Origin of the sequence: Gordonia amarae NBRC 15530 (assembly GCF_000241345.1) — a bacterium.
In the GTDB taxonomy this organism is placed as follows: domain Bacteria; phylum Actinomycetota; class Actinomycetes; order Mycobacteriales; family Mycobacteriaceae; genus Gordonia; species Gordonia amarae.
Map to the genome: position 1 here is coordinate 59,946 of NZ_BAED01000019.1, position 23,318 is coordinate 83,263.

Sequence of the window (23,318 nt, forward strand, 5' to 3'; positions counted from 1 at the left end):
GGTGGCCCCTTTCCTCGGGTGCTGTCCACGGGTGCGTCCCACTGTACGGGGCGGGTATCAGTGCCCGGACACCCGTCCACAAAATGCTCTCTATGTACTGAACACATTGCTGCGCAACGAATTCCGAAGAACAGGCGAGAGTTGCTTCGGGAGCTCACCGGCCTCACCCTAGAATCGCAGCTGGGCTGACCGGCTCGCATCAACCCCATCCGTATCGATAAGAGGCAGGATCGTCATGACCGAGCGTCGTGTCCAGAGCGGACTCCCCACCGGTGCCGTCAGGAGCGCACTGTGAAGATTGTCGTATTCGGCGGTAGCGGCCTGATCGGCGACGGATTCGTCCGCGAATCTCTGGCGGCCGGCGACGTCACCGAGGTGGTGGCCGTCGGTCGCTCCCCGCTGGCCATCACCCATCCGAAGCTGCGCAGCGTTGCTCTCACCGACTTCACCGACGTCTCCGGACTCGCCGACGAGTTGGCGGGAGCCGATGCGTGCTTCTGGTCGCTGGGGGTATCCGCCGGTACCGTCAGCGCGCAGGACTACGAACGGATCACCTACGACTACGCGAAGGTCGCGGCCACAGCACTGGCGTCGATCAACCCCGACCTGACGTTCGTCTACGTCTCCGGCGGCGGCACCGACAGCAGTGAACAGGGCCGAAGCCGGTGGGCTCGGGTCAAGGGCCGCACCGAGAACATGGTCATCGACATGTTCGCGAACGGTTACGCGCTGCGCCCCGGCTTCGTCGAACCCGCGCACGGCAAACGGTCCAACACGTTCGCCTACCGCGTGTCATCAATCCTGCTCACGCCGGTCTTTCCGTTGCTTCGTGCCGTCGGTCTGGGTCCGAAGCTGATGAACAGCTCGGCCTTGATGGGGCAGGCCGCACTCAACCTCACCCGCAACGGGTACCGGCGGCACGTGCTGGAGAACCGCGACATTCTGGCCGCCGCAGGCGGCGCTACCGATGCGAACTGATACCCGCCGTCAGATCAGGTAGTGCAGGTTGGCGACCACACGCCCACCGAGGTCCGCGTTGCCGTCGATGGTGACTGACGCCGGGTCGGCGGTGGCGCGTGCCCCGATCAGCCGCGCGTAGTCGGCGATATCGACGTGCAGCACCGCGTCGGGGACACCGTCGATCGCCGGCACCACCGCGGCGCGTTCACCCACCGACACGTGTACCTGAGCGGGCGCGATGCCGGTGAAGTCGACGGTTACGGCGGCATCGCGCGGTGCCTGGGCGCGTTTGCCGATGAGAAATGGCAACGACGCCGCCATCTCCTCGCGGGTCACCGCGGCCGGTTCCGGATCTGCCGGAGCACCCAGCTGTAGCGAATCACGGATATCGACCTCATGAATCCAGCAGTCGAAGGTACGGATCCGCATGAACCGGCCATGCGAATCCTTCCCAGCGGGAGTGAATCCTTCTGCGTTCCAGTCGGATTCGCTGATCGTGCGCAGTACTTCGCCACGCAGCGCCGTCACCTCGCGAAGATCGGCCATCAATTCGGCCCGGCTGAGTACCCGATAGTGGTCGAGCCAGTTCTCGTTCAGCTCGCCGATCGGGTTGCGTACATGCGCCAGCTCGCCGACCCCCCGGACCGGTTCGACCGTCCGTCCGGCCAACGACCATTCCGTCCCGGCGATATGCGCGAACACATCGGCCACCGTCCACCCCTCCAGGATCGACGGCGCACTCCACTGCTCGTCATCGAGACCATCGGCCAGGTCGATGAGCGTCGCCCACTGCGCACCCAGCGCGTCGACGGTCTGCTGGTAGGGGACTTGCGTAACCACGTACATCTCCTAAGGGCTGAATCGGAGCGGCCCGCGCCCAAAGGTCGCCGCAGCCTCCACAGCGAGAGTATCGCCACTTTTCACTGACAGCACCGCCTTACGGCCCACAAACTCGGCGACCCAGCCAGACTGGAGGAGATTGGGGAACGGAGGTGGGAAATGGCAAAGTGGCTGATCGACCTCGACGACGAGTTGCTGGCCGCGGCACAGCGGGAACTCCATACGTCGAGTGCATCTGAGACGGTCAACGCCGCGCTGAAGAACGTGGCCGCGATAGCTGCGCGCGCCAGACAAATTGACTGGTTGAGCCAGGGAGGGTTGGCAGAACACGCTGCGCCGCAGTAGGACGTCGGCGCCAGGAGAAACTGGCGGGTACCGCCGGGTGCGTCATACATTCGGCTTAGATGCGGACGTGACGGACGCCGACGGCCAGACGGTGCAACTGGTAGCGGAAGGCATTGAGCCTGGGCGTCACCAGGTCGAGGTGGGCGTGTGAGGCGATGAACTCGACGACCTCAACAACAGTTCTGTTGTCGGTGGGCACGTGCGTGGCGAAACGCTTCTCGCGCAGGGCAGTGACACATCGGTCGGCCTGCTGCATTGCCCATGCCTCGTCGGCACCGAGGACCCGCACAGCTCTGACACGACGCCGAAGCCGAGCGTGAATGGTGTCGACCGACGCCGTGAGCGCGTAGTGCCGCACATCTACGCCCCGGCCCATCAGTCCGCCGACGATCTCGTCGAAGTAGTCGGCATCGACCAGCGTCATCGGAACGATGACCGGGACATCGGCATGCTTGTCGATCTGTGCCAGGGTCTCCACCACACCGGAACGCCACTGCGGACGGTCCTGAAAATCCCCTCGCTGATCGGCGGGCAACATCCGGTGGATGCCGTACCCGAGTTGTTCGGGATCGGCGACATGTGCCGCGGTCAATCGGCGCTGTAGTTCGAATGCGGTCTGGGTCTTGCCTGCGCCGAACGCGCCATTGATCCACAGGAGCATCCCGCCGAACCTACCACCGGATCACAGGCGGCAGGCGAGCCGAGGTCACCAGCCCGCAGCGTCTACCGGAAGTGTTGTGTTCGTGGTGAGTTCACCTCGGCGTTGCCGTCGCGTTCAGCATCGTCTCTAGGTTCCCAGATGGTTCGTCCGAGTCCCGGAGGACGTGCCGCCATCGCAGCCCAGTGATAGGAACCGTAGTGCGTATTCCGTTGCAGTTGTTCACTGCTGACACCCGGATCGGCCAGTCGTCCCGTGCCCGCGTCACCTGCCGCTACAAGTGCGGGGAGGCGTGCTGGCACGAACCCGGAAACACCAGTGACAACGCCTACTTCAGGGATATCGCACGCACCGCGATCTCGCGTCGCAGCGCGCTGACCGCCGCCGGCGCGACGGTGCTCGGCGTCACCCTCGCCGCGTGCGGCGACGACAGCTCGTCGTCGACACCGGCACCGAGTTCGGGCAGCACCGGCACCCCGGCCACCACCGAATCACCCAATGGCATGAAGTTCGCCGCGGTGGCACCGAACACCGAGGACAAGGTCGTCATCCCCGACGGCTACCAGCAGGCGATCGTCATCCGCTGGGGCGACCCGGTGATCCCCGGCGCACCCGAGTTCGACTTCAACAAGCAGACCCCGGAGGCGCAGGCCAAACAGTTCGGCTTCAACAACGATTTCGCCGGACTGATCCCCGTCGACGGCGTCGCCAACCACTACTACCTGGTCTGCAACCAGGAGTACACGACCGAACTGTTCATGTTCCACGGCTACAAGGAGAACGCGCCCACCGAGGCGCAGGCGCGGATCGCGATGGCTGCACACGGCATCGTGGTCGTGGAGGTCGCCGCAGAGCGCGGCACCGGCGCACTCACACCCGTCATCGGCCCCCGCAACCGCAAACTGGACGCCGGCGCACCGTTCACGCTGACCGGCCCCGCCGCGGGCAGCGACTTCGTCAAGACCTCCGCCGACCCGGACGGCACCACGATCCTCGGCACCATCGCCAACTGCTCGGGCGGCATCACTCCCTGGGGCACAATGCTTTCCGGCGAGGAGAACTACAACAACTACTTCTCCAACGCAAGCAAGGTCACCGACCCGAAGGCCGCCGAACACCTCAAGCGGTACTCCTTCGAGGACGACGCCGACAATCACCATTGGGGACATTTCGAGAAGCGTTTCGACCTGGCTCAAGAACCCAACGAGGCCAACCGGTTCGGTTATGTCGTTGAGGTCGACCCACACTACCCGTCGTCCACACCGGTCAAGCACAGCGCGCTCGGTCGCACCAAACACGAGTCGGCGAACATCTACGTCATCGACTCGGGCCCGGACAAGGGTACCGTCGTCGCGTACACCGGCGACGACGAAAAGTTCGAGTACATCTACAAATTCGTGTCCAGCCGCAAGATCAAGTCGGGCCTGTCGGCGCGGGCGCGGGCGGAGAACCTGCGCATCCTCGACGAGGGCACCCTGTACGTGGCGACCTTCACCGGCGAGCCCGCCGACGGCACCGGCACCCTTCCCAAGAGCGGAAAGTTCGCCGGAAAGGGTTCGTGGGCGCCGTTGCTCACCGTGGGCGCCGACGGCAAGGCACAGTCGCATGTCGACGGATTCACCCCCGCCGAGGTGGCGGTGTTCACCCGCAGCGCCGCCGACAAGGCCGGCGCCACCAAGATGGACCGGCCCGAGGACATCGAACCCAACCCGCGCACCGGCAAGATCTACTGCGCACTGACCAACAACGACAAACGCGGCACCGAAGGCAAAGCGCCCGCCGACGCCGCGAACCCGCGCAACGAGAACAAAAACGGTCAGATCATCGAGATCACCGACAACCACACCGGCACCGACTTCACGTGGGAGCTGCTGCTGGTGTGCGGCGATCCTGCCGCCGCCGACACCTACTACGGCGGCTTCGACAAAACGCAGGTCAGCCCGATCTCGTGCCCGGACAATGTGGCGTTCGACCCGCACGGGAATCTGTGGATCTCCACCGACGGCAACGCCCTGGACTCCAACGACGGCCTGTTCGCCGTCGCCCTCGACGGTGACCGGCGCGGTGAGACCAAACAGTTCCTCACCGTCCCCAAGGGCGCGGAAACCTGCGGCCCGATCATCGGCAACGACCGGGTGGTCGTGTGCGTGCAACATCCCGGCGAGGAGGACGACCACTCCGCCGACAACCCGGCATCGCACTGGCCCGACGGCGGCACGTCCCAGCCGCGGCCCGCGGTCGTCGCGGTCTGGCGTGAGGGTGGCACGATCGGCACCTGACCACGTCACCGTGCCGGTGCATGCCCGCACACGGTCGCGGGTGTGCAGCGGTGGCGCAAGGTTGCCCTCGGTGGTCGACTGTGAAGTACCGTCGGATGGAGTTCATCGATCTACGGTGCAACAGGCAAGGAGAGTGCACCATGGCCACCACACTGACCGAACTGCCGATTGTCGACATGTCGCTGGTCGACGGTGACGACACCGATCGCGCCATGTTCCGGCAGTCCCTTCTCGCCGCCACACACGAGGTCGGGTTCTTCTACCTCGTCGGCCACGGCATCGACCGCGACACCCGAGACCGCCTGTTCGACACCGTCCGTGCGTTCTTCGCGCTGCCGGAGGCCGCCAAGTTCGACGTCGAGATGCTCAAGAGCCCGCACTTTCGCGGGTACACGCGATTCGGCGGTGAGTACACGCAGGGCGCGATCGACTGGCGCGAACAGATCGACCTGGCCGCCGAATACCCCTCGCTCGGTTCCGATCCCGGCTATCTGCGGCTCGACGGCCCCAACTTGTGGCCCGAGCTGGCCGGTTTCCGGGAGGTGATCACCGACTGGCAGAAGCGTTGTGGCGAGCTCGGATTGCGGCTCATGCGCGAGTGGGCCTCAAGCCTGGGCACCGACCGCGCCTTCTTCGACGACGCGTTCGCGCAGCGCCCGTCGACTCTGATGAAACTGGTGCGGTATCCGGGCCGCGAGGATGCCGCGCAGCGGCAGGGCGTCGGTGCGCACAAGGACCCCGGCGTGCTCACTCTGCTGCTCATCGAACCGGGCAAGGGTGGGCTGCAGGTCGAGCACGACGGCGGCTGGATCGATGCCCCGCCCGTCGAGGACGCGTTCGTCGTCAACATCGGCGAACTGATGGAGTACGCGACCGACGGTTACCTCAAGGCCACCATGCACCGGGTGCAGTCACCACCTGCGGGGACCGAACGCCTGTCGGTGCCGTTCTTCTTCAACCCTGCCCTCTCGTCGGCGATGCCCCGGATCGCGTTGCCGGCCGACCTCGCCGCCGATGCGCCCGGCGTCACCGACGACCCGCACAATCCGATCTCGGGCACCTTCGGTGAGAATATGATCAAAGCCCGCCTGCGCGCCCACCCGGACGTCGCCGCCCGGCATCACCCGGATCTGGTCGGCGCCACCACCCCCACGGAGTAGCCGGCGACAACCAACGCCTCACTTCTTGGCACGCCAGCCGCGTTCGAAGGGCAGCCGCCACGCGTGTGGCGCGATGAGCTGGTGGATCTGGTTGGGACCCCACGAACCGGGGGCGTACGGCTTGACCAGCGGCGGATCGGTGAGCAGCGGGATGGAGCGGTCCCACAATGATTCGATGCCGTCGGCGGTGGTGAACAGGGTGTGGTCGCCGGCCATCGCGTCGAGAATGAGCCGCTCGTACGCTTCGAGGACCTCGTCGGCCCGGTTGGTCTCCTCGGTTGAGAACTGCATTGACAACTTGTCCAGCCGCATCCCCGGCCCGGGGCGCTTGCCGTAGAACGACAACGACACCCGCGACTCGTCGGCCAGATCGAACGTCAGGTGATCGGGTCCCTGGCTGCCCACGCCCGACCCGGCCGGGAACATCGACTTCGGCGCCTCCTTGAAGGCAATGGAGATGATGCGCTGACCCTCGGCCATCCGTTTGCCGGTGCGCAGATAGAACGGGACACCCGCCCAGCGCCAGTTGTCGATGTGGGCGCGCAGCGCGATGAATGTCTCGGTGTCGGACTCGGGATGGACACCGGGTTCGTCGCGGTATCCGAGGTATTGGCCGCGGACCACATCGCTCGGCTTGATCGGCGTCAGCGACCGGAAGACCTTGTTCTTCTCCTCGGAGATCGCCATCGGTTCCAGCGCCGTCGGTGGTTCCATCGCCACGAAAGCCATCACCTGGAACAGGTGGGTGACCACCATGTCCTTGTAGGCGCCGGTCGGCTCGTAGAACGCGGCGCGCGCGTCGAGGCCGAGGGCTTCGGGGATGTCGATCTGGATGTGTCCGATGAAGTTCCGGTTCCAGATCGGCTCGAACAACCCATTCGCGAACCGCAATGCCAGAATGTTCTGCGCCGCTTCCTTTCCCAGGAAATGATCGATGCGGAAGATCTGCTCCTCGGCGAACGTCTCATGCAGAAAATCGTTGAGCTTGATCGCCGACTGCAGGTCCTCGCCGAACGGCTTCTCCATGATCACCCGGGACCGCTCGATCAGTCCGGCCTCACTCAGGGTGCTGATCACCGCCGGCGCCGCCTTGGGCGGCACGCTCAGATAGTGCAGACGCCGCACCCCGTCACCGAGTTCGGCCTCGCATTCGACCACCTTGGCTGCCAGTGCGGCCGGACCCGCCGACGACGGCACGTAGTGCAGCCGCGGCGCGAACGTCGCCCACTGCTCCGGGGTGAGTTTGCGCGCCCCGACGGCCTCGATCGAACGCCGCGCGAATTCACGGAACTCGTCGTTCGACATGTCGTCGAGTCCGGTGCCCACCACTTGCATGTCGGCGTTCAGATCGGAGGCCACCAGATAGCCGAGACCGCACAACAGTTTTCGCCGTGACAGATCACCTGTCGCCCCGAAGAGAACCACCACGTGCGGATGGCCCGAGTATTCGAATTGCCGTGCGCGAGCCCCCGGACTTGGATAGGCGATGGTCTGGGCGTGGTCGACGGAGTGGTCGTCAGCGCTCGCGGTCATGGGCACATGCTTGCACGAAACGCCGCGTTTCGTCGGGAAGTGGCCGCGAGGTCGACGGATCAGCCGCCCCGCTGACCGGATTCCGGCCGGCGCCGGGTGCGGGGTCAGCGTGGTGCGACCAGCAGTGGTTGCGCGACCACGGCGACGGTGCCGTGCTCGTCGCCCATCTCGCCCTGGGCCAGGCCGATACCGTCGGGTCCGACGGTGCTCCGCGCGTCGAGGAACAGCCAATCGCCGGCGGGCGGTCGTTCGATGGTGACGGTCACCGTCGGCGGAATGAAGAGCCAGGACTTCATCGGCAGTGGCCCGGACAGACCGTTGGTGGAGTCCGCGACGGTGAGCAGCCGCTGCACCGGCGACGTGGGTTCACCGGCGACGAGCGGCACCCGTAACCGCGCCCACACCGACGCCGGGCCCGGTTCGTAGCCGCCGGTGACGAACCGCCATTCGATCGCGCGGCCGTATCCCCAATCGGGACTCACGCCGTCGAAGAACTCCGTCACCGCGGTCGCCGGAAGATCGGGCACGGCGGACGGCCGCCAATACTCGCCTGTCGAATCCGTGGTGGCATGGATCAACCACGCACTGGCCTTCACCGCGAGTCGGTCACCGGCCCACAGCGACGCCTCGATCATCTCGATGCGACGGCCCGGCCGGACGACGCGGGTCTCGATGCGCATGGTGCCCTGCGGAATCGAGCCCAGCATGTCGGCGGTGAACCGGGCAATCGCCAGCGTCTCGTCGGACCGGGCGGCCTCGATCGCCCGCGCCAGCAGCGCGGCCGGGGGACCGCCGTGCTGCATCGAAGGGTCCCAGGGGCTGGAGGTCGCCTGCGTCGACTCGAAAGTGTCGGGGTCATCGGTCGGCAGGTAGAAGGCATCGAACGGCAGGGGCATCCTCGTTCTCCTGTTCCGGTGGCACAGAGTGATCCAGGCCCGTTCTCGTGTGCGGGGCCTGCGTCCGATGGTCCACGGTGGCGAGGTATCGGTGGTGACCGATCTGGAAACGGGTACCCGATCGTGATCGGGTGACCGGAAAAGCATGGCACGGTAACGACCGGCACGTCGTGTTCACCTCGGAGTTGCCGCCGAGTTCCCCGATCGGACGCCATACTGAGCCTGTGTGTCTTACCCGCAACCAACCGTGAGGAGCGGTCATGACTGAGAGTGCTGACTGGAATACACAGATCATCAACGAGTTTCACGCCAACGAGGGCCGGGTCGGCGGTGCCTTCGAAGGGGCGCCGATGATTCTTGTGCATCACGTCGGCCGCAAATCGGGTAAGCAGACCGTCACCCCGATGATGTACCTGGCCGACGAGAATGACCCCGACACCGTGCATGTGTTCGCATCCAAGGCGGGCGCGCCGACGAACCCCGCCTGGTACTACAACCTCACCGCCGCGGGGAGTGCTCGCGTCGAGATCGGCACCGAGGAGTTCGACGTCACCGTCACCGAGATCACCGGAGACGACCGTGACCGCATCTACGCCGAGCAGGCCCGCCGGTACCCCGGATTCGCCGGGTACGCGGAAAAGACCGCAGGTATCCGCGTCATCCCGGTCCTCGCACTCCACCGCATCCGGTGACCTGGACGATCGAAGCATCAATGATCAGCGTCAGGCCACTCACCACACGATTCGTCGGCGATGGCCGCCGGCGACGTCGATTCCGGTGATGGCTGCGCCGACGTCCCGTGCTCGATACCGAGCTTGTCCCGGAAAAAGGCAAGGACCTGATCGAGGGTGTCGCGGGTGGGTTGGCCGGGTTCATCGATCAGGTGGTCGGTGAGCACCGAGTGCGGCGGTCCCTGTCCGTCGGGGTTGGCCGACGAGTCGGGGAGTTCGACACCGATGAACGCGTCGCCGAGTTGTTCGCGCAGGAAGCGGAATCGGTCGGGCGGTGACAACTTGTCGCCGTCGAAACGCGCTCCGAGGACCTGCAGGCCGCCGGCGCACCGCGCTTTGACCACATCGAGGTCGGCGGAACCGATGTCGATGTTGTGACGCCGACCCGGGGTGATGGCCAGCGGCAGCGACGGCTGGGATAGGACCGGCGCGAGCATCCGGTCATCGACCGCCATCGCGAGCGCGAATCCTCCGGTGACGCACATCCCGACCGCTCCGACACCGGGGCCGCCGCATTCGTCGTGGGCTTTGGCGGCCAGGCCACGCAGCCAGCGCACCACCGCCGACGACTTGCCGGTCGCGAAGATGGTGAACTCCCTTGATACGCACACCTTTCCGAGGGATTTGAGAAGCACAGACGGTCCGTGGGTGGTGCTGTCGGCGCCGTCGACACCAAACAGCGATGGCAGGTAGACGGTGCACCCGGCGGCGGCGACGCGCCGCGCGAACTCGATCACCTTGGGTGTGATACCCGGGATCTCCGCGATCACCACCACCGCCGGCCCCGATCCCAGCCGGTGGTAGCGGTGGATCATGTCGTCGTGGCAGAACGTGTCGGTAGCGAAGTCCGCGAGCAGTTCGGTCATCAGCTCAGTGTGCCGGACCAAAGGGTGGGTCGTCGCGTGTCGGTATCGGAGGTTCGGATCACGGTCGGTGGAGGTGGTCTCGCGCCACAACGGTTCGTAGCGCGAGTCATCCTGCACCGTGGGTGAGGTCTGGCCCCGTCGATACTGTGCTGTGCATCACAGAACAGGCGTACGATGGGCAGACTGCTCGGAGAGGAGACGGCGATGCCTGCACAAACCCGTTCCATCCTGGTCCGGACCGCCGCGATCGCGGCCGGTGCCGGAGTCGCTGCGCTGCTCACGGTGGCGGCCCCGGCGTCGGCGGATGTTCCGCCCGGCACCTACACGTCCACCACCTTGTCGGGCGGAACCGTGCTGCTGCAACGCAATGGGTACGTGCAGGGGCACGACCTGGTCCTCATCGGGCGCTATCCGATCCACCCCAGGCGGGGCGGCGGCTACTACGTGGACTTCTTTCCCGGCCACCGCGTGTTCATGAACAGCGACGGCCACGGTGGCTACCGGGGCCCGGCGTTCCTCGGCGGCGTGCAGGTCGGCACGTTCACGCTGACTCCCCGCGGCTGATCCGTCCGCATCTCGATGACGTGGCGGGCGCCACACCCGTCGTGGGACCATTGGCCCGTGTCGTTCCGGTACGGCAGTCGTAGCGTCAGCCTTACCACTGGTCAACGACGATCAAGGAGCGGTCATGACATACGTCAGCATCTCGGCACTGGCATTCCCCAGGGGGATCGAGGCCGAGATCGAGAAGCGATTCGCCGAGCGCAAGAAGGCGGTCGACGCGGCCCCGGGTTTCGAGAGTTTCGAACTGCTCCGCCCCGTCGAGGGTGAGGACCGGTACTTGGTCGTAACCCGGTGGGATTCACAGGCGAACTACGAAAAGTGGGATGCCACACGAAATCCCGACGCCCACACCGAAGACTCCAAACGAGGCATGAGCGTCGAGGTGTCGGGTTTCGAACTCGTCCAGCACGACGAATGAGGCTCGTGGTCGGGTATGCCTGATTGGGTACGCCTGGTGCATTAGTCCGGCAGTCCCGGCGAGGAGTCGGTTACAGGGCCGACTTCAGCCGGGGGAGCTGCCGCAGCGGGTTGATGTGCTCGACCTCGTACCGCTGCTCGGCGGTGAAGACCGAGCTCAGACCCGGGGTCGGGTCCCCACTGCCGGTGAATACCATCTGACTGAACGGCCAGTCCGATCCGAACACGATGTGCGAGCGGTCGGTTACCGCGAGGACCGCCCGCATCGCCGGCTCGGACGCACTCAATGCGGTGTCGTAGTAGAAGTTCCGAATCCACCTCTGCACATCGAGTGCCGCGGGACGCGGTGCGCCCTTGGGCCACAGGTCTCCGACCGGGGTTGCGGCCAGAACACCGAGTCGCCAGGACAGGAACGGGACGGTACCGCCGGCGTGGGACAGCTGGAAACGTATGCCGGGATAGCGCTGCAAGGTTCCGCCCGCGATCAGCAGGGTCGCGGCGCGGGTGGTGTCGAAGGTGAACTCTTCGAGGAAGTCCGGCAGCGGAAGATTCGGTTTCGCGTTCGCCGGGATCGCGGCCGGGTGCACGAACACGAATGCCTTGCGCCGATTGAGCGCGGCCATGATCGGTTCGAAACGCGGATCACCGAGGTACACACCGTTGTACGCGCTGAGCAGGGTCACACCGTCGAGTTTCAGGACGTCGAGCGCGTACTCGATTTCCTTGAGCGAGGCGGCCACATCCGACATCGGCAGGGTCGCGAACGCGCCGAATCGTTTGCCGTGGGTGCGGAACAGTTTGGCGGCGTAGGTATTGCAGTAGCGGGCCATATCACGCGCATCCTTGGCCTTCAGGAACCCGACACCCGGATCGGACACCGACAGCGCCTGCGCCTGGATGCCCCAGCGGTCCATGAAGTCGATCGCCGATTCCGGCGACCACGCGGGCGTCGGATAACCACCGATGGTGTAGTGGCCGTGATCGAGAAGCGCGGCGCGGTACTCGGGCGGCAAGAAGTGGGCGTGCAGATCGATCCGGTAGCGGCCGCGCGGCGCGGGAGCGGCGCCGGCAGAAGGCGCCGCGGACGTCGCTGCGAGCCCGGCGGCGAGGGCGCCGGTCCCCACAAGCAGGGTTCGGCGGCCTATCGGCTGGATGGTATTGTCGGTCATGCGGATGCCTTTTCCTGTGTGGTCCGGTGGGTGTCTGCGGCGAGATCCAGCGCGATGTCGACGATCATGTCCTCCTGACCGCCGATCAACCTACGGCGACCGACTTCGAGCAGGATGCTGCGCGCATCGAGTCCGTAGGTGGCCGCGGCGTTTTCGGCGTGCCGCAGGAAACTGGAGTAGACGCCTGCGTAGCCGAGGGTGAGGGTTTCCCGGTCGACCTGTGCGGGACGATCCATCAACGGCCGCACCAGGTCGTCGGCGGCGTCCTGTAGCGCGAACAGATCGGCTTTGGTGCCCCACCCGGTGGTTTCGGCGACGGCGACGAACGATTCGAGCTGGCAATTGCCCGCACCCGCTCCGAGCCCGGCCAGCGACGCATCCACCCGCGTGGCGCCCTCCTCGACGGCGACGACGCTGTTGGCGACCGCCAGCGACAGGTTCTGGTGGGCGTGGATACCGATCTCGACCGCCGGATCGAGCACATCACGGTAGGCGCGGACCCGTTCGCGCACGCCGTCCATGGTCAGGCGCCCACCCGAATCGACCACGTACACGCAGTGCGCACCGTAGGACGCCATCAACGCTGCCTGGCCGGCGAGCGCCTCGGGGCCGCTGAGGTGGCTCATCATCAGGAACCCGGACACATCCATGCCCAGTGCGCGGGCGGTTTCGATCAGCTGCCGGGACACATCGGCCTCGGTGCAGTGGGTGGCCACCCGCACAGATCGCACACCCAGCTCATGTGCCCGCCGAAGATCGGCGGCGGTCCCGATCCCCGGCAGGATCAGCGTGGTGAGCCGCGCGTTCGTGATGTTCGCCGCCGCGGCCTCCAACCATTCCCAGTCGGTGTTGCTGCCCGGGCCGTAGGTGAGGCTGCCACCGCCGAGACCGTCACCGTGCGCGACTTCGACGGCGTCGACACCGGCAGCGTCGACGGCGGCGACGATCAGCCCGAGCGTTTGCGGCGTGATCCGGTGACGCAACGCGTGCATACCATCGCGCAGGGTCACATCCTGTAGATACAGGGCGGGGGACGGACGGGTCATCGGGCCAACTCCTCACCGGCGCGCACGGCCGCCGACGTCATGATGTCGAGGTTTCCGGCGTACGCCGGCAGATAGTGGGCGGCGCCTTCGACCTCCAGGAACACCGTCACCTGATGGGTGGCGTGAGCACCATCGGTCAACGTGTGCACCGGTGAGTCGGCGGGGATCTCGGCGAACTGGACCTGCTGTTTGAGTCGGTACCCGGGAACGTAGGAGGACACGTCCCCGACCATCGCGGTGATCGATGCGACGATCTCGTCGCGACGCACACCACCGGGATCATCGACCAGGGCCAGCACGGTGTCGCGCATGATCATCGGCGGATCGGCCGGATTCAGGATGATGATCGCCTTGCCGCGCCTGGCCCCACCGACCGTTTCGATGGCGTGCGAGGTGGTTTCGGTGTATTCATCGATATTGGCGCGTGCCCCCGGACCCGCCGACTTCGACGAGATGGACGCGACGATCTCGGCGTACGGCACCGGGACCACCCGACTGATCGAGGCGACGATCGGGACGGACGTCATCGGTACTGCTCCGGTTCCACGTGGGTTGCCACGGTGGCGACGGGGCTGCCGTCGGCCGAGAGCCTCGCTTCGATGCGGTCGCCGGGAGCGATCTGCGCCATCGGGCCGAGTGCACCGGACAGGATCACCTGACCTGCGGTCAACGGCGTGCCGTGGTCTCGGGCGGTTTCGGCGAGCCACAGCAGTGCGTTCAATGGGTCACCGAGGCAGGCATCGCCCGACCCGGTGGAGACGATCTCCCCGTTGATCGACATCGTCATCGCCACATCGACGGGTGCGATATCGGCGGGGAGCCGGTCACCGAGAACGTACAGCCCGGAGCTGGCGTTGTCGGCGACGGTGTCGGCGAACCGGATATCCCAATCGGCGATCCGACTGTCGACGATTTCCAATGCGGCCCAGGATGATTCGATGGCGTCGCGGACGGTGTTGAGGTCGAGTTCGGGGGAGTCGAGGTCGCGTGCGAGCACGAACGCGACCTCCGCCTCGGCCTTCGGCTGCAACAAGGCATCGGCGCCGATACCGGTGGCGGTCACATCCATGTCGGCAAACAGGAACCCGAAGTCGGGACGGTCCACGCCGAGTTGTGCCTGCACGGCGGGACTGGTGAGGCCGATCTTGCGGCCGACGATCCGGGCGCCACCGGCCAGCCGGTCGGCGACGAGCACCTGCTGGACCGCGTACGCGGCGTCGATGTCGTCGGCGCCGATGAACTCACGGATCGGAGCACACGGGACACGCGTGCGTTCGGCGGTCCGAAGCCGCTGGACCGCAGCGGTGATCATCGAATCAGCGGTAGTCATCGAATCAGGGGTCATCGCGGGGAAGTCTCCTTCGGGGACGGCGGAACCGAGACCGGTGTGGGGCTGTGGGAGCCCGGCCGGATCTGCCGGATCAGCGCAGTGGTCAAGGTCTGCACATCGGTGTCGGCGCCGAACACGAACTTGTCCGGCCGCAGGACCAGCACGGTGCCCGGACCGTGCCCTGCTTTCCGCAACCACCCGGTCAGCAGGTCGTCGGTGTCCTCCAGATCGACCAGACCGGCCCGGCGCCGGCCGTCGCCGATCTGCCCTTGCGGACGGTGCCCGGCCCGGTAGACGGTGGCATAGGTCGGCTCCACCGACTCCCATGTGGCGATCCGGCGGCCCAGAACCTCACGCGGGTCGACCTCGAAACCGATGACGGTCCACCCGATCCCGACGGTGTCGTCGAACCGGGCGCGCTTACCGTCGTAGGTGCGCATCGTCGGCTGAGGCGGCAGCGTGCCCTCGATGCCGCGCAGCGGCTTGCGGGGCAGCCCGAGGTAGGCGCCGCGTTTGAACCGGGGTTTGGGTTTCATCCCCGCCTTCCGGACCCAACCGGACAGGCCCGGGACATGCAGCATCGACCACAGGCCGACATCCCGGCCGCGTGCGCGTCGCTCGTTCTTCTCCGAGACCAGCGACTTGTTGAGCACCGACAGATCGATCATCGCCTTGGCATGCGGACGCCGCTCGGTCTCGTAGGTGTCCAGGATCGCCGGATCGGCACCGTGCCGCAGGACCGCGGCGAGTTTCCAGGACAGATTGTCGGCATCCCGGACCCCGGCATTCATTCCCTGCCCGATGAACTGCGGCGTCATGTGCGCGGCGTCGCCGGCCAGCAGAATCCGCCCGGCCCGCCACCGGTCGGCGACCACCGCGTTGAACGTGTACACCAGGCGACGCTTGACCTCCACCTCGTCGACGTCGACGAAGCGGCCGATCAGGCGCCGCACGGTCTCGTCGGCTTCGAAGTGATCCTTGTCGTCGTCATCGGTGAGCGCGAACTCGAAGCGGTGATGTCCGCCCGGCTGCGGACAGCTGACCGTCGGCAACGCCGGATCACAGACGAAGTCGAAGTACGGAAGGTGCGCGAAGGCGTCGGTTCCGTCCTTAGCCTTGAGATCGACCACCAGCCAGCGTTCCGGAAAACTCTTGCCGGACATTTCGATTCCGAGTGATGTCCGCACGATGCTGCGGCCGCCGTCGGCGCCGACCAGGTACGACGCGGTGGTGCGTTCGATGTGTTCGGCGTCGACAGCCGCTTGTCCCGCTCCGTAGCCGCTGCCGGAGGTGGGTGCATGCTCGACGGTCACCGACAGCTTGTTCTGCTCGAACCCCACCACCTCACGGGACCGGCGGACCACGACATTCGGGTACCGGTCGAGGAGCCGTTCGAGGGTGGTCTCCAAGTAAGGCTGGTACAGGAAGTTGGTGATCGGCCACCACATACGGCGGCTCGGTTCGCGGAACTGGACCAGCACCTTGCCGTCGGCGCGCACCCATTGCACCGCGGAATCGACGATCATGTCCTGGTGGATCTCGTCGGCGACACCGGCGGACTGGAAGACGCGCAGCGCCTCGTCGTCGGTGTAGACGGCGCGGGCGTTGCCGTAGAACCGGGGTTCGCGTTCGAGCACCAGCACCGACAAGCCGCGGCGGGCCAGTAGATGGGCCAGCGTCAGGCCGGTCGGGCCGAGGCCGACGATCGCGACATCGTAGTCGGTCATGATGTGAGTCCTCCCGCGGCTGCGCCGCTGAGTTCGGGGACGGAGACCTCGCGGGCGCGGGCGCTGAGTACGGCCTGACGCACCTGGCTGAGGCGGTCGAGTGCGCGGAGGCCGACATCGTCGTGCCCCCAGATGCTGATCCCCTGGTAGGTGGTGACTTCCCACGCCGCGTCGAGTTCGGGGGTGACGAGGACCGGGTTCCACCCGACTTCCAGTTCGAAGCCGGACGGGGTGACGCAGTAGAACGACAGTTCGCGGTCGTTGGTGTGCTGGCCGACCGTCCACGCCATCCGGAAACCGAGGTCCGTGACGCGCTGGTAGGCGGCCAGCATGTCTTCGAGGTCGGCGACCTGAATGTTGACGTGCTGCACGCTGGTGCGGATGGGGTCGAGGCTGACGCCGCGGGTGCCGGCTAGCGCGATCGAGTGGTGGCGTTCGTTGACCCGCAGGAAGCGGATCTTCATCCGCACACCGGAGATGTTCTCGTCGATCAAATCGGACAGGTGCGCGTCGAACACGGTGTCGTAGTAACGGTGAATGCCCGCCGGGTCCTTCGTGGTGACCGCGACATGCCCCATGCCCGCTGCGCCGGTGACATAACCGGAGGTGATCATCCGCAGCGGTGTCACAGTGGTGCGTGCCGTCGTGAAGATCTCCTGCACAACACCCTTCGGTCCGGGGAACCGCCACAGCCGTTCCACCCCGCGCAGCGCCGCCTCTTCTGGGGTGCCCTCGTCCACGGGGACACCCCGGTCGACGAGCCGGGCGAGGATGCGGTCGAACGATCCGTGGTCGGTGACCTGCCAGCCGATGGCGGTCAGATCCTCGGCGGGTCCGCGCCGGATCAGGAACCGGCATTCATGGTCGTCGAGCCGGAAGCGCAGTGCGTCGCGGGACAGTTCGTCGACGTGCAGGCCGATCGCGTCGGCACCGAAACGATGCCAGTCCAGCATCTTGTTCGATTCGACGATCAGGTAGCCGAGCCGGACGTTCCCGTACACCGAGTCTGTGGACATCTGCCGGTCACTCATCGGTGTCGTCTCCCAGGAAGCGGACGGCCATCTCGTTGAACAGGCCGGCACGTTCCCACTGCACCCAGTGACCGGTCCGGGCGGCGATGAACAGGTCGCAGTTGGGCATCGTTTCGACGAGCATCTGCCCGCCGGTGGGGCGATTGACCTTGTCGTCGGCGCCCCACACGACGAGCGTGCGGGCGGTGACCCCCGACAGTCGCCGGTCGCGGGTCAGATCCATCCGCAGCAAGGTGCGGGGAGCTTTCGGCCCCGACGGGCGACGCAACGGTGGGTTGGCCACCACCGCCGGGTCGATGCTGGCCTCGTACCGCAGGTCGATGAGATCGTCGGGCACCGAGGCTCCGTCGTACACGAGGTAGTCGCGGATGAACGTCTCGAGTTTCGCGCGGCTCGGCCCGTCCCCGGAATAGTAGTTCAGCAGCGCGTTCAGTCCCTTGGTCGGCAGCGCGCGGGTGGTGCCGATGCCGCCGGGGCCCATCAGGATGAGCCGGCCCACGCGGTCGGGCCGGTCCATCGCCAGCCGCAGCGCCGCGGCACCGCCGTACGAGTTGCCGACCAGGTGCGCGCGGTCGATGTCGAGGGCATCGAGGAGTCCGCGGATCGCGGTGGCGAGGTCACCGAACGGGTCGTCCTGGTCGATGTCTTTGGTCGACCGGCCGTAACCGGGCATGTCCGGGACGATCACCCGGAAGTGCTCGGCGAGGGCGTCGATGTTCTTGGCGTAGTTCGAGGCACCGGACGCGCCGGCGCCGCCGCCGTGCAGGAGGACGACGGGAGTGCCGGAACCGGCCTCGGTCACGAACACCTCGCGGCGTCCGACGGGGATCAGTGACTCGGATCGGTGCGGGGGCACGGTCATCGGGCAGCCTTTCGAACGTTTCTGATGAAATCATCAAATAGTTCGATCTGCCCGATGTCAAGGGTTTCTGATAATTTGATCAAGTTAAGTGTCGGCTCAGGCTCAGGAGGTGCCGTGGGGACTGCGACGGAAGCAACCGGGCGACGTGCGGATCCGAGGCGCGCGCGTACGCGGGCCGCATTGCTGTCAGCGGGCCGTCACTTGCTCGCCGACGGCAAGGTCGCTGTCAGCATCCAGGAGATCACCGACGCGGCCGGTGTTGGCTTCGGCAGCTTCTACAACCACTTCGACAGCAAAGAGGAACTGTTCGCCGAAGCGGTGGCTGATGCGCTCGACACCTGGGGGATGCTGCGCGACCAAGTGGTCGACGGGATCGACGACCCCGCAGAGGTTTTCGCGACCAGCTTCCGCATACTCGGCCGGGCGCAGCGGCACGTTCCCGAACTCGTGCAGGTGGTCCTGAGTCAAGGAATGTCGGTCCTGAACACCGACAGGGGAGTGCGTCCGCGCGCTGTCGCCGACCTGGACGAGGGAATCCGGCAAGGCCGATTCACTGTGCCGTCGAGTGAAATGGGCCTGATGATGTCGGGTAGTGCACTGCTCGGCCTGATGCAATTGCTGGCGGCTCACCCGGATCTCGACGACGGGCGGGCATCGGACGACTACACCCGCCACGTCCTGCTCATGCTGGGGATCGACCGGGACGAGGCCGATCGCCTCGTCGGACTCCCGCTGCCGGAGGTTCCCATTCCGGGCCTGGACTGATCGCCGGGCGAGGATCGCGCAGGCTGATTCCTTCGGTCGCCTGACAGGTGGTGCCTTGTCCGGCGTCCGGACAGGGCGGCTACGGCGCGGTCAGCGTGCCGTAACCCGGAATGGTTGCCGGGATCGCGCCCGGTACCACCAGGGCGAGCACGACCTGCCCGGACCCGGTGTGTGCCTTCTTGAACAGGCCGGGATAGGTGGGATCGCCGAAGTTGCACGGCTGTACCGACGTGGCGCCGGTGCGGCCATTGCTCAGATTCGCCCAGTAAATGTCGACCGGCTTGTACGCCGCGTTGGTGGAGCACAGTCCACCGCCGGCAACACTGAAGGTCACCACACCGCGCTGATTGCTGGACGCGTAGACGGTGGCCAGCCACGGCGTGGGAATCAGCAGTCCACTGATCGTGATCCCTGCCGACGGAACATGCCACACCGGCACCTTCTTACTCGGCACCGGTTTCGGGGCTGCGTCAGCCGTTCCGGCCCCGACGGCCACGGCTCCCGTCGCCGCCACTGCCATCGCCGCTCCCGCTGCGGCCATCTTCTGCTTCCACTTGATTCGCATCGTTACCTCCGCGTCGTGTGTGACTCACCTCATACAAGCCATGTCGATGCGTCCGGCATTTTCATTACCGTGTCTAATTAGTCGTGGTGACGCCCTGCCTCTCCTGGGGTTGCACTACCGACCCCCGCTATTCCGACTTTGCCCCCGAAAGTCGGACTACCTCCCGCGCTATTCCGACTTTCGTGGCGGGTGAACCCTATGTACTGAGGAGGAGATGAAGTGGCGGAGCCGAGGATGCATCCGGTGTACATGTCCACTCCGATGATCAAAGGCGAACTCGTGGAGCTGTTGCGGGTGCTGGCACCGGAAAAGAAGTGGACGAAGACCCAGCGTCTCAAGGATTACGTCGCGTTCACGCTCGCCAGGTTTCCCGATTCCACGACGGACGCAGACGAGCTTCGGGCGCTGTTGCTCGCGCGGCATCTGAGCGATTGGCAACGACGGTGATTGTGTTCCCGACCACAGGCGTGTAGCCTCACCCGCTAAGTGAAATGTTGATGTTTCACTCCTGGATTGTGAGGCTCCACCCATGACCTTGTTTTCACGCACGGTGCTTTCGATGGCGGCTGTTGTCGCGCTCGCCGGTGTCGGGCTGGCGCCGCCGGCGTCGGCCGATACACCCAAACAGCAGGTGAAAGTGGCGCCGGCGAAAGCGATTCCGCTGCCGCAGGAACTCGATCCGTCGTTCTACGAGCCACCGAAAGCGACCTACCAGGACAAGGAGCCGGGAGAGATCATCGCCGCCCGGCGCATCAACGCCGCCAACCTCGGTGTCGTGCCGCTCAACGTCGACGCGTGGCAACTCTCGTACCGGTCGACGAACAGCCGCGGTGAGCCGATCGCCGCCGTGACGACCCTGGTCAAGCCCCGAGGCACCACCAAGGGGCCGCGCAAACTGGTGTCGATGCAGCTCGCGGAAGACTCACTCGCCGGATATTGCTCGACGTCGTACGCGGTGCAGCAGTGGTCGGCGGCCGCGCTGGCCGGACAGATCGTGGTCCCGGCCGAGATGATCATCATGCAGGGAATGCTCGCCCAAGGCTGGGCGGTGGCGCTGCCCGACCACCAGGGACCGAACATGGCCTACGCCGCGGGTCCGCTCGGCGCACGGATCACCCTCGACGGCATTCGCGCCGCCAAACGGTTCGCGCCGATTGGCGTCGGCGATGATTCTCCGGTCGGCCTCTACGGCTATTCCGGCGGCGCCATCGTCACCGGCCACGCCGCCGAACTCAAACAGACCTACGCACCCGAACTGAATATCGTCGGCGCCGCCGAGGGCGGTGTTCCCGCCGACCTCAAGGTAGTCCTGAACGCCTCGACGAACAACGTCACCAGCGGACTCATCCTGGGCGCGGTCATGGGCCTCGGCCGTGAATACCCGGACTTCCAGAAGTTCCTGAACAAACACATGAACGCCGAAGGCAAAGCGCTCGCCTCGCTCAAGAATCCCCTCTGCGTGCAGTACCAGTCGATTCTTCTGCCGTTCCTCAACATCAAGGGATTCCTGCGCTGGCCCGGTGACCCGGTGAATGCACCCGCCGTCAAACGGGTGCTCAACGAAACCAAGATGGGCAAGACAGTGCCGGATATGCCGATGTACATCTGGAACAGCGCACTCGACGAAATCATCCCCGTCCGGCAGGTCGACACGCTCGTCCGCACCTACTGCCGCGACCCGAAAGCCTCGGTCACCTACACCCGAGACCACTTGTCCGAGCACGTCATCGCCGAGATCTCGGGCGCACCGCTGGCCATCCTGTGGCTCAAGGACCGGCTTGACGGCAAGCCCGCCCAGCAACGTTGCGTGACCCGCGACGAGCTGACGATGGGAACCGACGCCCGGTGGTGGCCGACGTTCTCCGACACCGTCGGCACTGTCGTCGCCGGGCTTTTCGGACAGCAGATCGGCCGCGGCAAGTAGCCACGCAGGCGCCCGATGAGAGGTCACCGTACCGTTGATCCGGTGAATGGTGAGGAGCGCACCTACGCCGGCAGGTCGACATCCGATCGTGCCCGCGAACGCCGGGAACGCTTCCTCGACGCAGCCGTCGAGATCTTTGGGACCGACTGCTACGCGGGCAGCTCGGTCCCACAGATCTGCCGCACCGCGGGCCTGTCGAGCAGGCAGTTCTACCAGGAGTTCACCGACCGCGAACACCTGCTGCGCACCCTGTACGACACGATCCAGGACCGTGCCACCGAAGCCGTCGCAGGCACGGTCCTCGACCGGATCGCCGCGGGAGCCGACCTGGAGGACGTCCTCGACGCCGGGGTCCGGGCCTTCGTCGACTCCTTTCACGACCCGCGGACGATCCGCATCGCGTTCGTCGAAGTCGTCGGCGTCAGCAAGACCTTCGAAGAGCACCGGCGGTTGCGGCGCGCGCAGTGGGCAGACCTCCTGCAGTCGGCCGTATCCGCCGGAGCCGAACGAGGACTGGCCTTCTCCACCGCCTCACCCCTGCAATGGACCGCCTACATCGGTGCGGTGAACGCGACGATCGTCGAGCGATCGCTCAACCCCGACATCTCCCAAGACGACATCGTCCTGACGATGCGCACCCTGCTCCGCCCCGGGATCGTCGGCTGACACGAACCTGCGCACCTATGTCTACGGGGCGCTGAGGGTTCCGTAGCCGGGAATGGTTGCCGGGATCGCGCCCGGTACCACCAGGGCCAGCACGACCTGCCCGGACCCTGTGTGTGCCTTCTTGAACAAGCCCGGGTAGGTGGGATCACCGAAGCTGCACGGCTGCACGGACGTGGCACCGCTGCGGCCGTTGCTGAGGTTGGCCCAGTGGATGTCGACCGGCTTGTACGCGGCATTCGTGGAACACAGCCCGCCGCCGGCGACACTGAAGGTCACGGTCCCGCGCTGATCGCTCGACGCGTACACGGTGGCCAGCCACGGCGTGGGGATCAGCAGTCCGCTGACGGTTATACCCACCGACGGAACGTGCCAGACCGGCACCTTCGTCGCCCGTGGGGGCGCCGCGTCGGCAATTCCGGTTCCCAGTGTGGCGGCCCCGCTCGCGACCACCGCGGTCGCCGCCCCTGCCGCGGCCAGCTTCTGTTTCCATCCGACGTGCATCGTCACCTCCGTGTGTGTCATTCACCCTATAGAGACCACGTCGCCAAGGTGCCGCATTTCGTTACCGTGTCTAACCACCTCACCCCGGGACGAGGGAAGTCACGCGCCGGTCGCGCTCGGACTCGCGCAGCGGGCGCTGCAGGAGATCGCGGGAATCGTCAACAATAAGATCCGGCCGGGCTACGAGGGCTCGGTGGGTGACTCGGACCTGTTCCAACTCGACTTCATGCGGCACGAGGCCAAGTTCCGGGCGGCACAGGCCTACGTGTACGAGGTCTTCGGGGACGCCGAAGCCACCGCGGCACAGGGGATCGAGATCTCCGACGAGCAGCGCGCCCGTATGCGGGCGGTGACCACACCATTGTCGTCGGCGGTGTCATTGCGGCCGAGTCGGATACGGACGCGCAGCCGCTGACCTATCACCGGCGGGGATTCGGCACGCACGCAGCACACGGCGACCGCTGAGGCCGGGTCTGCCACGGC

The 23,318-nt window shown here is 66.1% G+C and carries 25 protein-coding genes and 1 pseudogene; 12 read left to right on the forward strand and 14 right to left on the reverse strand.

Annotated features, from left to right (window positions below):
- Positions 1–291 precede the first annotated feature (291 nt).
- A complete protein-coding gene (locus tag GOAMR_RS04655; protein WP_005183302.1) occupies positions 292–978 on the forward strand; it encodes a Rossmann-fold NAD(P)-binding domain-containing protein in 687 nt (228 codons plus the stop codon).
- A gap of 9 nt (positions 979–987) precedes the next feature.
- Here GOAMR_RS04655 and GOAMR_RS04660 read toward each other — a convergent pair whose 3' ends face one another.
- Complete coding sequence (locus tag GOAMR_RS04660) at positions 988–1,800, reverse strand: maleylpyruvate isomerase family mycothiol-dependent enzyme (protein ID WP_005183305.1); 813 nt, start codon at positions 1,798–1,800, stop codon at positions 988–990.
- Positions 1,801–1,959: 159 nt separating this feature from the next.
- On the opposite strand from GOAMR_RS04660, the gene GOAMR_RS04665 reads away from it, so the two are divergent.
- A complete protein-coding gene (locus GOAMR_RS04665; protein WP_005183307.1) occupies positions 1,960–2,145 on the forward strand; it encodes a type II toxin-antitoxin system VapB family antitoxin in 186 nt (61 codons plus the stop codon).
- Positions 2,146–2,200: 55 nt separating this feature from the next.
- On the opposite strand, the gene GOAMR_RS04670 is transcribed toward GOAMR_RS04665, so the two are convergent.
- The gene (locus GOAMR_RS04670; RefSeq protein WP_005183308.1) at positions 2,201–2,806 is read right to left on the reverse strand and encodes an AAA family ATPase; all 606 of its coding nucleotides are present in this window, start codon (positions 2,804–2,806) and stop codon (positions 2,201–2,203) included.
- Between the two features lie 197 nt (positions 2,807–3,003).
- Here GOAMR_RS04670 and GOAMR_RS04675 point away from each other — a divergent pair, with 197 nt between their 5' ends.
- Both GOAMR_RS04675 and GOAMR_RS04680 read left to right on the forward strand, forming a co-directional pair.
- Entirely contained in the window at positions 3,004–5,082 is a 2,079-nt protein-coding gene (locus tag GOAMR_RS04675; RefSeq protein WP_005183311.1) for a PhoX family protein, read from the forward strand.
- Positions 5,083–5,222: 140 nt separating this feature from the next.
- Entirely contained in the window at positions 5,223–6,242 is a 1,020-nt protein-coding gene (locus tag GOAMR_RS04680; RefSeq protein ID WP_005183319.1) for an isopenicillin N synthase family dioxygenase, read from the forward strand.
- 18 nt (positions 6,243–6,260) lie between these two features.
- Here the strand turns inward: GOAMR_RS04680 and zwf are convergent, their stop codons facing one another.
- Together zwf and GOAMR_RS04690 are read right to left on the reverse strand one after the other, a co-directional pair.
- Positions 6,261–7,775, reverse strand: coding sequence for a glucose-6-phosphate dehydrogenase (zwf, locus tag GOAMR_RS04685; RefSeq protein ID WP_005183321.1), 1,515 nt, complete (start codon positions 7,773–7,775; stop codon positions 6,261–6,263).
- A gap of 104 nt (positions 7,776–7,879) precedes the next feature.
- Positions 7,880–8,671: a thioesterase family protein gene (locus GOAMR_RS04690; RefSeq protein ID WP_005183324.1), complete on the reverse strand. Its 792-nt coding sequence runs from the start codon at positions 8,669–8,671 to the stop codon at positions 7,880–7,882.
- A 260-nt stretch (positions 8,672–8,931) separates the two neighbouring features.
- Between GOAMR_RS04690 and GOAMR_RS04695 the strand changes: the two genes are divergently transcribed.
- Complete coding sequence (locus tag GOAMR_RS04695; RefSeq protein WP_005183325.1) at positions 8,932–9,363, forward strand: nitroreductase family deazaflavin-dependent oxidoreductase; 432 nt, start codon at positions 8,932–8,934, stop codon at positions 9,361–9,363.
- 17 nt (positions 9,364–9,380) lie between these two features.
- On the opposite strand, the gene GOAMR_RS04700 is transcribed toward GOAMR_RS04695, so the two are convergent.
- A complete protein-coding gene (locus GOAMR_RS04700) occupies positions 9,381–10,268 on the reverse strand; it encodes a dienelactone hydrolase family protein (RefSeq protein ID WP_005183328.1) in 888 nt (295 codons plus the stop codon).
- A 204-nt stretch (positions 10,269–10,472) separates the two neighbouring features.
- Between GOAMR_RS04700 and GOAMR_RS04705 the strand changes: the two genes are divergently transcribed.
- Complete coding sequence (locus tag GOAMR_RS04705; RefSeq protein WP_005183331.1) at positions 10,473–10,832, forward strand: hypothetical protein; 360 nt, start codon at positions 10,473–10,475, stop codon at positions 10,830–10,832.
- A 124-nt stretch (positions 10,833–10,956) separates the two neighbouring features.
- Positions 10,957–11,250: an antibiotic biosynthesis monooxygenase family protein gene (locus tag GOAMR_RS04710; RefSeq protein ID WP_005183334.1), complete on the forward strand. Its 294-nt coding sequence runs from the start codon at positions 10,957–10,959 to the stop codon at positions 11,248–11,250.
- 70 nt (positions 11,251–11,320) lie between these two features.
- Here the strand turns inward: GOAMR_RS04710 and GOAMR_RS04715 are convergent, their stop codons facing one another.
- From GOAMR_RS04715 to GOAMR_RS04745, 7 genes and pseudogenes are all read right to left on the reverse strand, one after another.
- Positions 11,321–12,418 (reverse strand): amidohydrolase family protein, encoded by a 1,098-nt coding sequence (locus GOAMR_RS04715; protein ID WP_005183336.1) that lies wholly within the window; start codon positions 12,416–12,418, stop codon positions 11,321–11,323.
- The gene (dmpG, locus tag GOAMR_RS04720; RefSeq protein ID WP_005183339.1) at positions 12,415–13,464 is read right to left on the reverse strand and encodes a 4-hydroxy-2-oxovalerate aldolase; all 1,050 of its coding nucleotides are present in this window, start codon (positions 13,462–13,464) and stop codon (positions 12,415–12,417) included. Before dmpG ends, GOAMR_RS04715 begins: the two co-directional genes overlap by 4 nt.
- A pseudogene (locus GOAMR_RS04725) lies at positions 13,461–13,985 on the reverse strand (acetaldehyde dehydrogenase family protein); the annotation flags it as partial. The pseudogene GOAMR_RS04725 and the gene dmpG, both read right to left, overlap by 4 nt.
- A 2-nt stretch (positions 13,986–13,987) precedes the next feature.
- Positions 13,988–14,809 carry a 2-keto-4-pentenoate hydratase gene (locus GOAMR_RS04730; RefSeq protein WP_005183344.1) on the reverse strand — a complete coding sequence of 274 codons (822 nt, stop codon included), beginning with the start codon at positions 14,807–14,809 and terminating at the stop codon, positions 13,988–13,990.
- On the reverse strand, positions 14,806–16,521 hold the full coding sequence (locus GOAMR_RS04735) for a bifunctional 3-(3-hydroxy-phenyl)propionate/3-hydroxycinnamic acid hydroxylase (RefSeq protein WP_005183347.1): 1,716 nt from the start codon (positions 16,519–16,521) through the stop codon (positions 14,806–14,808). The genes GOAMR_RS04730 and GOAMR_RS04735 overlap by 4 nt, the downstream gene beginning before the upstream one ends.
- Positions 16,518–17,537, reverse strand: a complete 1,020-nt coding sequence (locus GOAMR_RS04740) for a VOC family protein (protein ID WP_040514426.1) — start codon at positions 17,535–17,537, stop codon at positions 16,518–16,520. The genes GOAMR_RS04735 and GOAMR_RS04740 overlap by 4 nt, the downstream gene beginning before the upstream one ends.
- A gap of 7 nt (positions 17,538–17,544) precedes the next feature.
- Positions 17,545–18,414 (reverse strand): alpha/beta fold hydrolase, encoded by an 870-nt coding sequence (locus GOAMR_RS04745; protein WP_005183351.1) that lies wholly within the window; start codon positions 18,412–18,414, stop codon positions 17,545–17,547.
- Positions 18,415–18,528: 114 nt separating this feature from the next.
- On the opposite strand from GOAMR_RS04745, the gene GOAMR_RS04750 reads away from it, so the two are divergent.
- Positions 18,529–19,179: a TetR/AcrR family transcriptional regulator gene (locus GOAMR_RS04750; protein ID WP_040514382.1), complete on the forward strand. Its 651-nt coding sequence runs from the start codon at positions 18,529–18,531 to the stop codon at positions 19,177–19,179.
- A 79-nt stretch (positions 19,180–19,258) separates the two neighbouring features.
- Here GOAMR_RS04750 and GOAMR_RS04755 read toward each other — a convergent pair whose 3' ends face one another.
- Complete coding sequence (locus GOAMR_RS04755) at positions 19,259–19,744, reverse strand: hypothetical protein (RefSeq protein ID WP_005183357.1); 486 nt, start codon at positions 19,742–19,744, stop codon at positions 19,259–19,261.
- 249 nt (positions 19,745–19,993) lie between these two features.
- Between GOAMR_RS04755 and GOAMR_RS04760 the strand changes: the two genes are divergently transcribed.
- From GOAMR_RS04760 to GOAMR_RS04770, 3 genes are all read left to right on the forward strand, one after another.
- On the forward strand, positions 19,994–20,191 hold the full coding sequence (locus GOAMR_RS04760) for a hypothetical protein (RefSeq protein WP_138943595.1): 198 nt from the start codon (positions 19,994–19,996) through the stop codon (positions 20,189–20,191).
- A 112-nt stretch (positions 20,192–20,303) separates the two neighbouring features.
- Entirely contained in the window at positions 20,304–21,668 is a 1,365-nt protein-coding gene (locus tag GOAMR_RS04765; RefSeq protein WP_244427258.1) for a lipase family protein, read from the forward strand.
- A 42-nt stretch (positions 21,669–21,710) separates the two neighbouring features.
- Complete coding sequence (locus tag GOAMR_RS04770) at positions 21,711–22,334, forward strand: TetR/AcrR family transcriptional regulator (protein ID WP_005183363.1); 624 nt, start codon at positions 21,711–21,713, stop codon at positions 22,332–22,334.
- Between the two features lie 21 nt (positions 22,335–22,355).
- On the opposite strand, the gene GOAMR_RS04775 is transcribed toward GOAMR_RS04770, so the two are convergent.
- A complete protein-coding gene (locus GOAMR_RS04775; protein ID WP_005183365.1) occupies positions 22,356–22,835 on the reverse strand; it encodes a hypothetical protein in 480 nt (159 codons plus the stop codon).
- Positions 22,836–22,845: 10 nt separating this feature from the next.
- On the opposite strand from GOAMR_RS04775, the gene GOAMR_RS25475 reads away from it, so the two are divergent.
- The gene (locus GOAMR_RS25475) at positions 22,846–23,250 is read left to right on the forward strand and encodes an acyl-CoA dehydrogenase family protein (RefSeq protein ID WP_306302436.1); all 405 of its coding nucleotides are present in this window, start codon (positions 22,846–22,848) and stop codon (positions 23,248–23,250) included.
- The last annotated feature ends 68 nt before the right edge of the window (positions 23,251–23,318 follow it).

What these genes read in the sequence shown, in the direction of transcription:
- GOAMR_RS04665 (WP_005183307.1), top strand. Translation starts at nt 1,960, where the DNA reads ATGGCAAAGTGGCTGATCGACCTCGACGACGAGTTGCTGGCCGCGGCA.
- GOAMR_RS04670 (WP_005183308.1), bottom strand. Translation starts at nt 2,806, where the DNA reads ATGCTCCTGTGGATCAATGGCGCGTTCGGCGCAGGCAAGACCCAGACC.
- GOAMR_RS04680 (WP_005183319.1), top strand. Translation starts at nt 5,223, where the DNA reads ATGGCCACCACACTGACCGAACTGCCGATTGTCGACATGTCGCTGGTC.
- zwf (WP_005183321.1), bottom strand. Translation starts at nt 7,775, where the DNA reads ATGACCGCGAGCGCTGACGACCACTCCGTCGACCACGCCCAGACCATC.
- GOAMR_RS04690 (WP_005183324.1), bottom strand. Translation starts at nt 8,671, where the DNA reads ATGCCCCTGCCGTTCGATGCCTTCTACCTGCCGACCGATGACCCCGAC.
- GOAMR_RS04695 (WP_005183325.1), top strand. Translation starts at nt 8,932, where the DNA reads ATGACTGAGAGTGCTGACTGGAATACACAGATCATCAACGAGTTTCAC.
- GOAMR_RS04700 (WP_005183328.1), bottom strand. Translation starts at nt 10,268, where the DNA reads ATGACCGAACTGCTCGCGGACTTCGCTACCGACACGTTCTGCCACGAC.
- GOAMR_RS04705 (WP_005183331.1), top strand. Translation starts at nt 10,473, where the DNA reads ATGCCTGCACAAACCCGTTCCATCCTGGTCCGGACCGCCGCGATCGCG.
- GOAMR_RS04710 (WP_005183334.1), top strand. Translation starts at nt 10,957, where the DNA reads ATGACATACGTCAGCATCTCGGCACTGGCATTCCCCAGGGGGATCGAG.
- GOAMR_RS04715 (WP_005183336.1), bottom strand. Translation starts at nt 12,418, where the DNA reads ATGACCGACAATACCATCCAGCCGATAGGCCGCCGAACCCTGCTTGTG.
- dmpG (WP_005183339.1), bottom strand. Translation starts at nt 13,464, where the DNA reads ATGACCCGTCCGTCCCCCGCCCTGTATCTACAGGATGTGACCCTGCGC.
- GOAMR_RS04730 (WP_005183344.1), bottom strand. Translation starts at nt 14,809, where the DNA reads ATGACCCCTGATTCGATGACTACCGCTGATTCGATGATCACCGCTGCG.
- GOAMR_RS04735 (WP_005183347.1), bottom strand. Translation starts at nt 16,521, where the DNA reads ATGACCGACTACGATGTCGCGATCGTCGGCCTCGGCCCGACCGGCCTG.
- GOAMR_RS04740 (WP_040514426.1), bottom strand. Translation starts at nt 17,537, where the DNA reads ATGTCCACAGACTCGGTGTACGGGAACGTCCGGCTCGGCTACCTGATC.
- GOAMR_RS04745 (WP_005183351.1), bottom strand. Translation starts at nt 18,414, where the DNA reads ATGACCGTGCCCCCGCACCGATCCGAGTCACTGATCCCCGTCGGACGC.
- GOAMR_RS04755 (WP_005183357.1), bottom strand. Translation starts at nt 19,744, where the DNA reads ATGCGAATCAAGTGGAAGCAGAAGATGGCCGCAGCGGGAGCGGCGATG.
- GOAMR_RS04760 (WP_138943595.1), top strand. Translation starts at nt 19,994, where the DNA reads ATGTCCACTCCGATGATCAAAGGCGAACTCGTGGAGCTGTTGCGGGTG.
- GOAMR_RS04765 (WP_244427258.1), top strand. Translation starts at nt 20,304, where the DNA reads ATGGCGGCTGTTGTCGCGCTCGCCGGTGTCGGGCTGGCGCCGCCGGCG.
- GOAMR_RS04775 (WP_005183365.1), bottom strand. Translation starts at nt 22,835, where the DNA reads ATGCACGTCGGATGGAAACAGAAGCTGGCCGCGGCAGGGGCGGCGACC.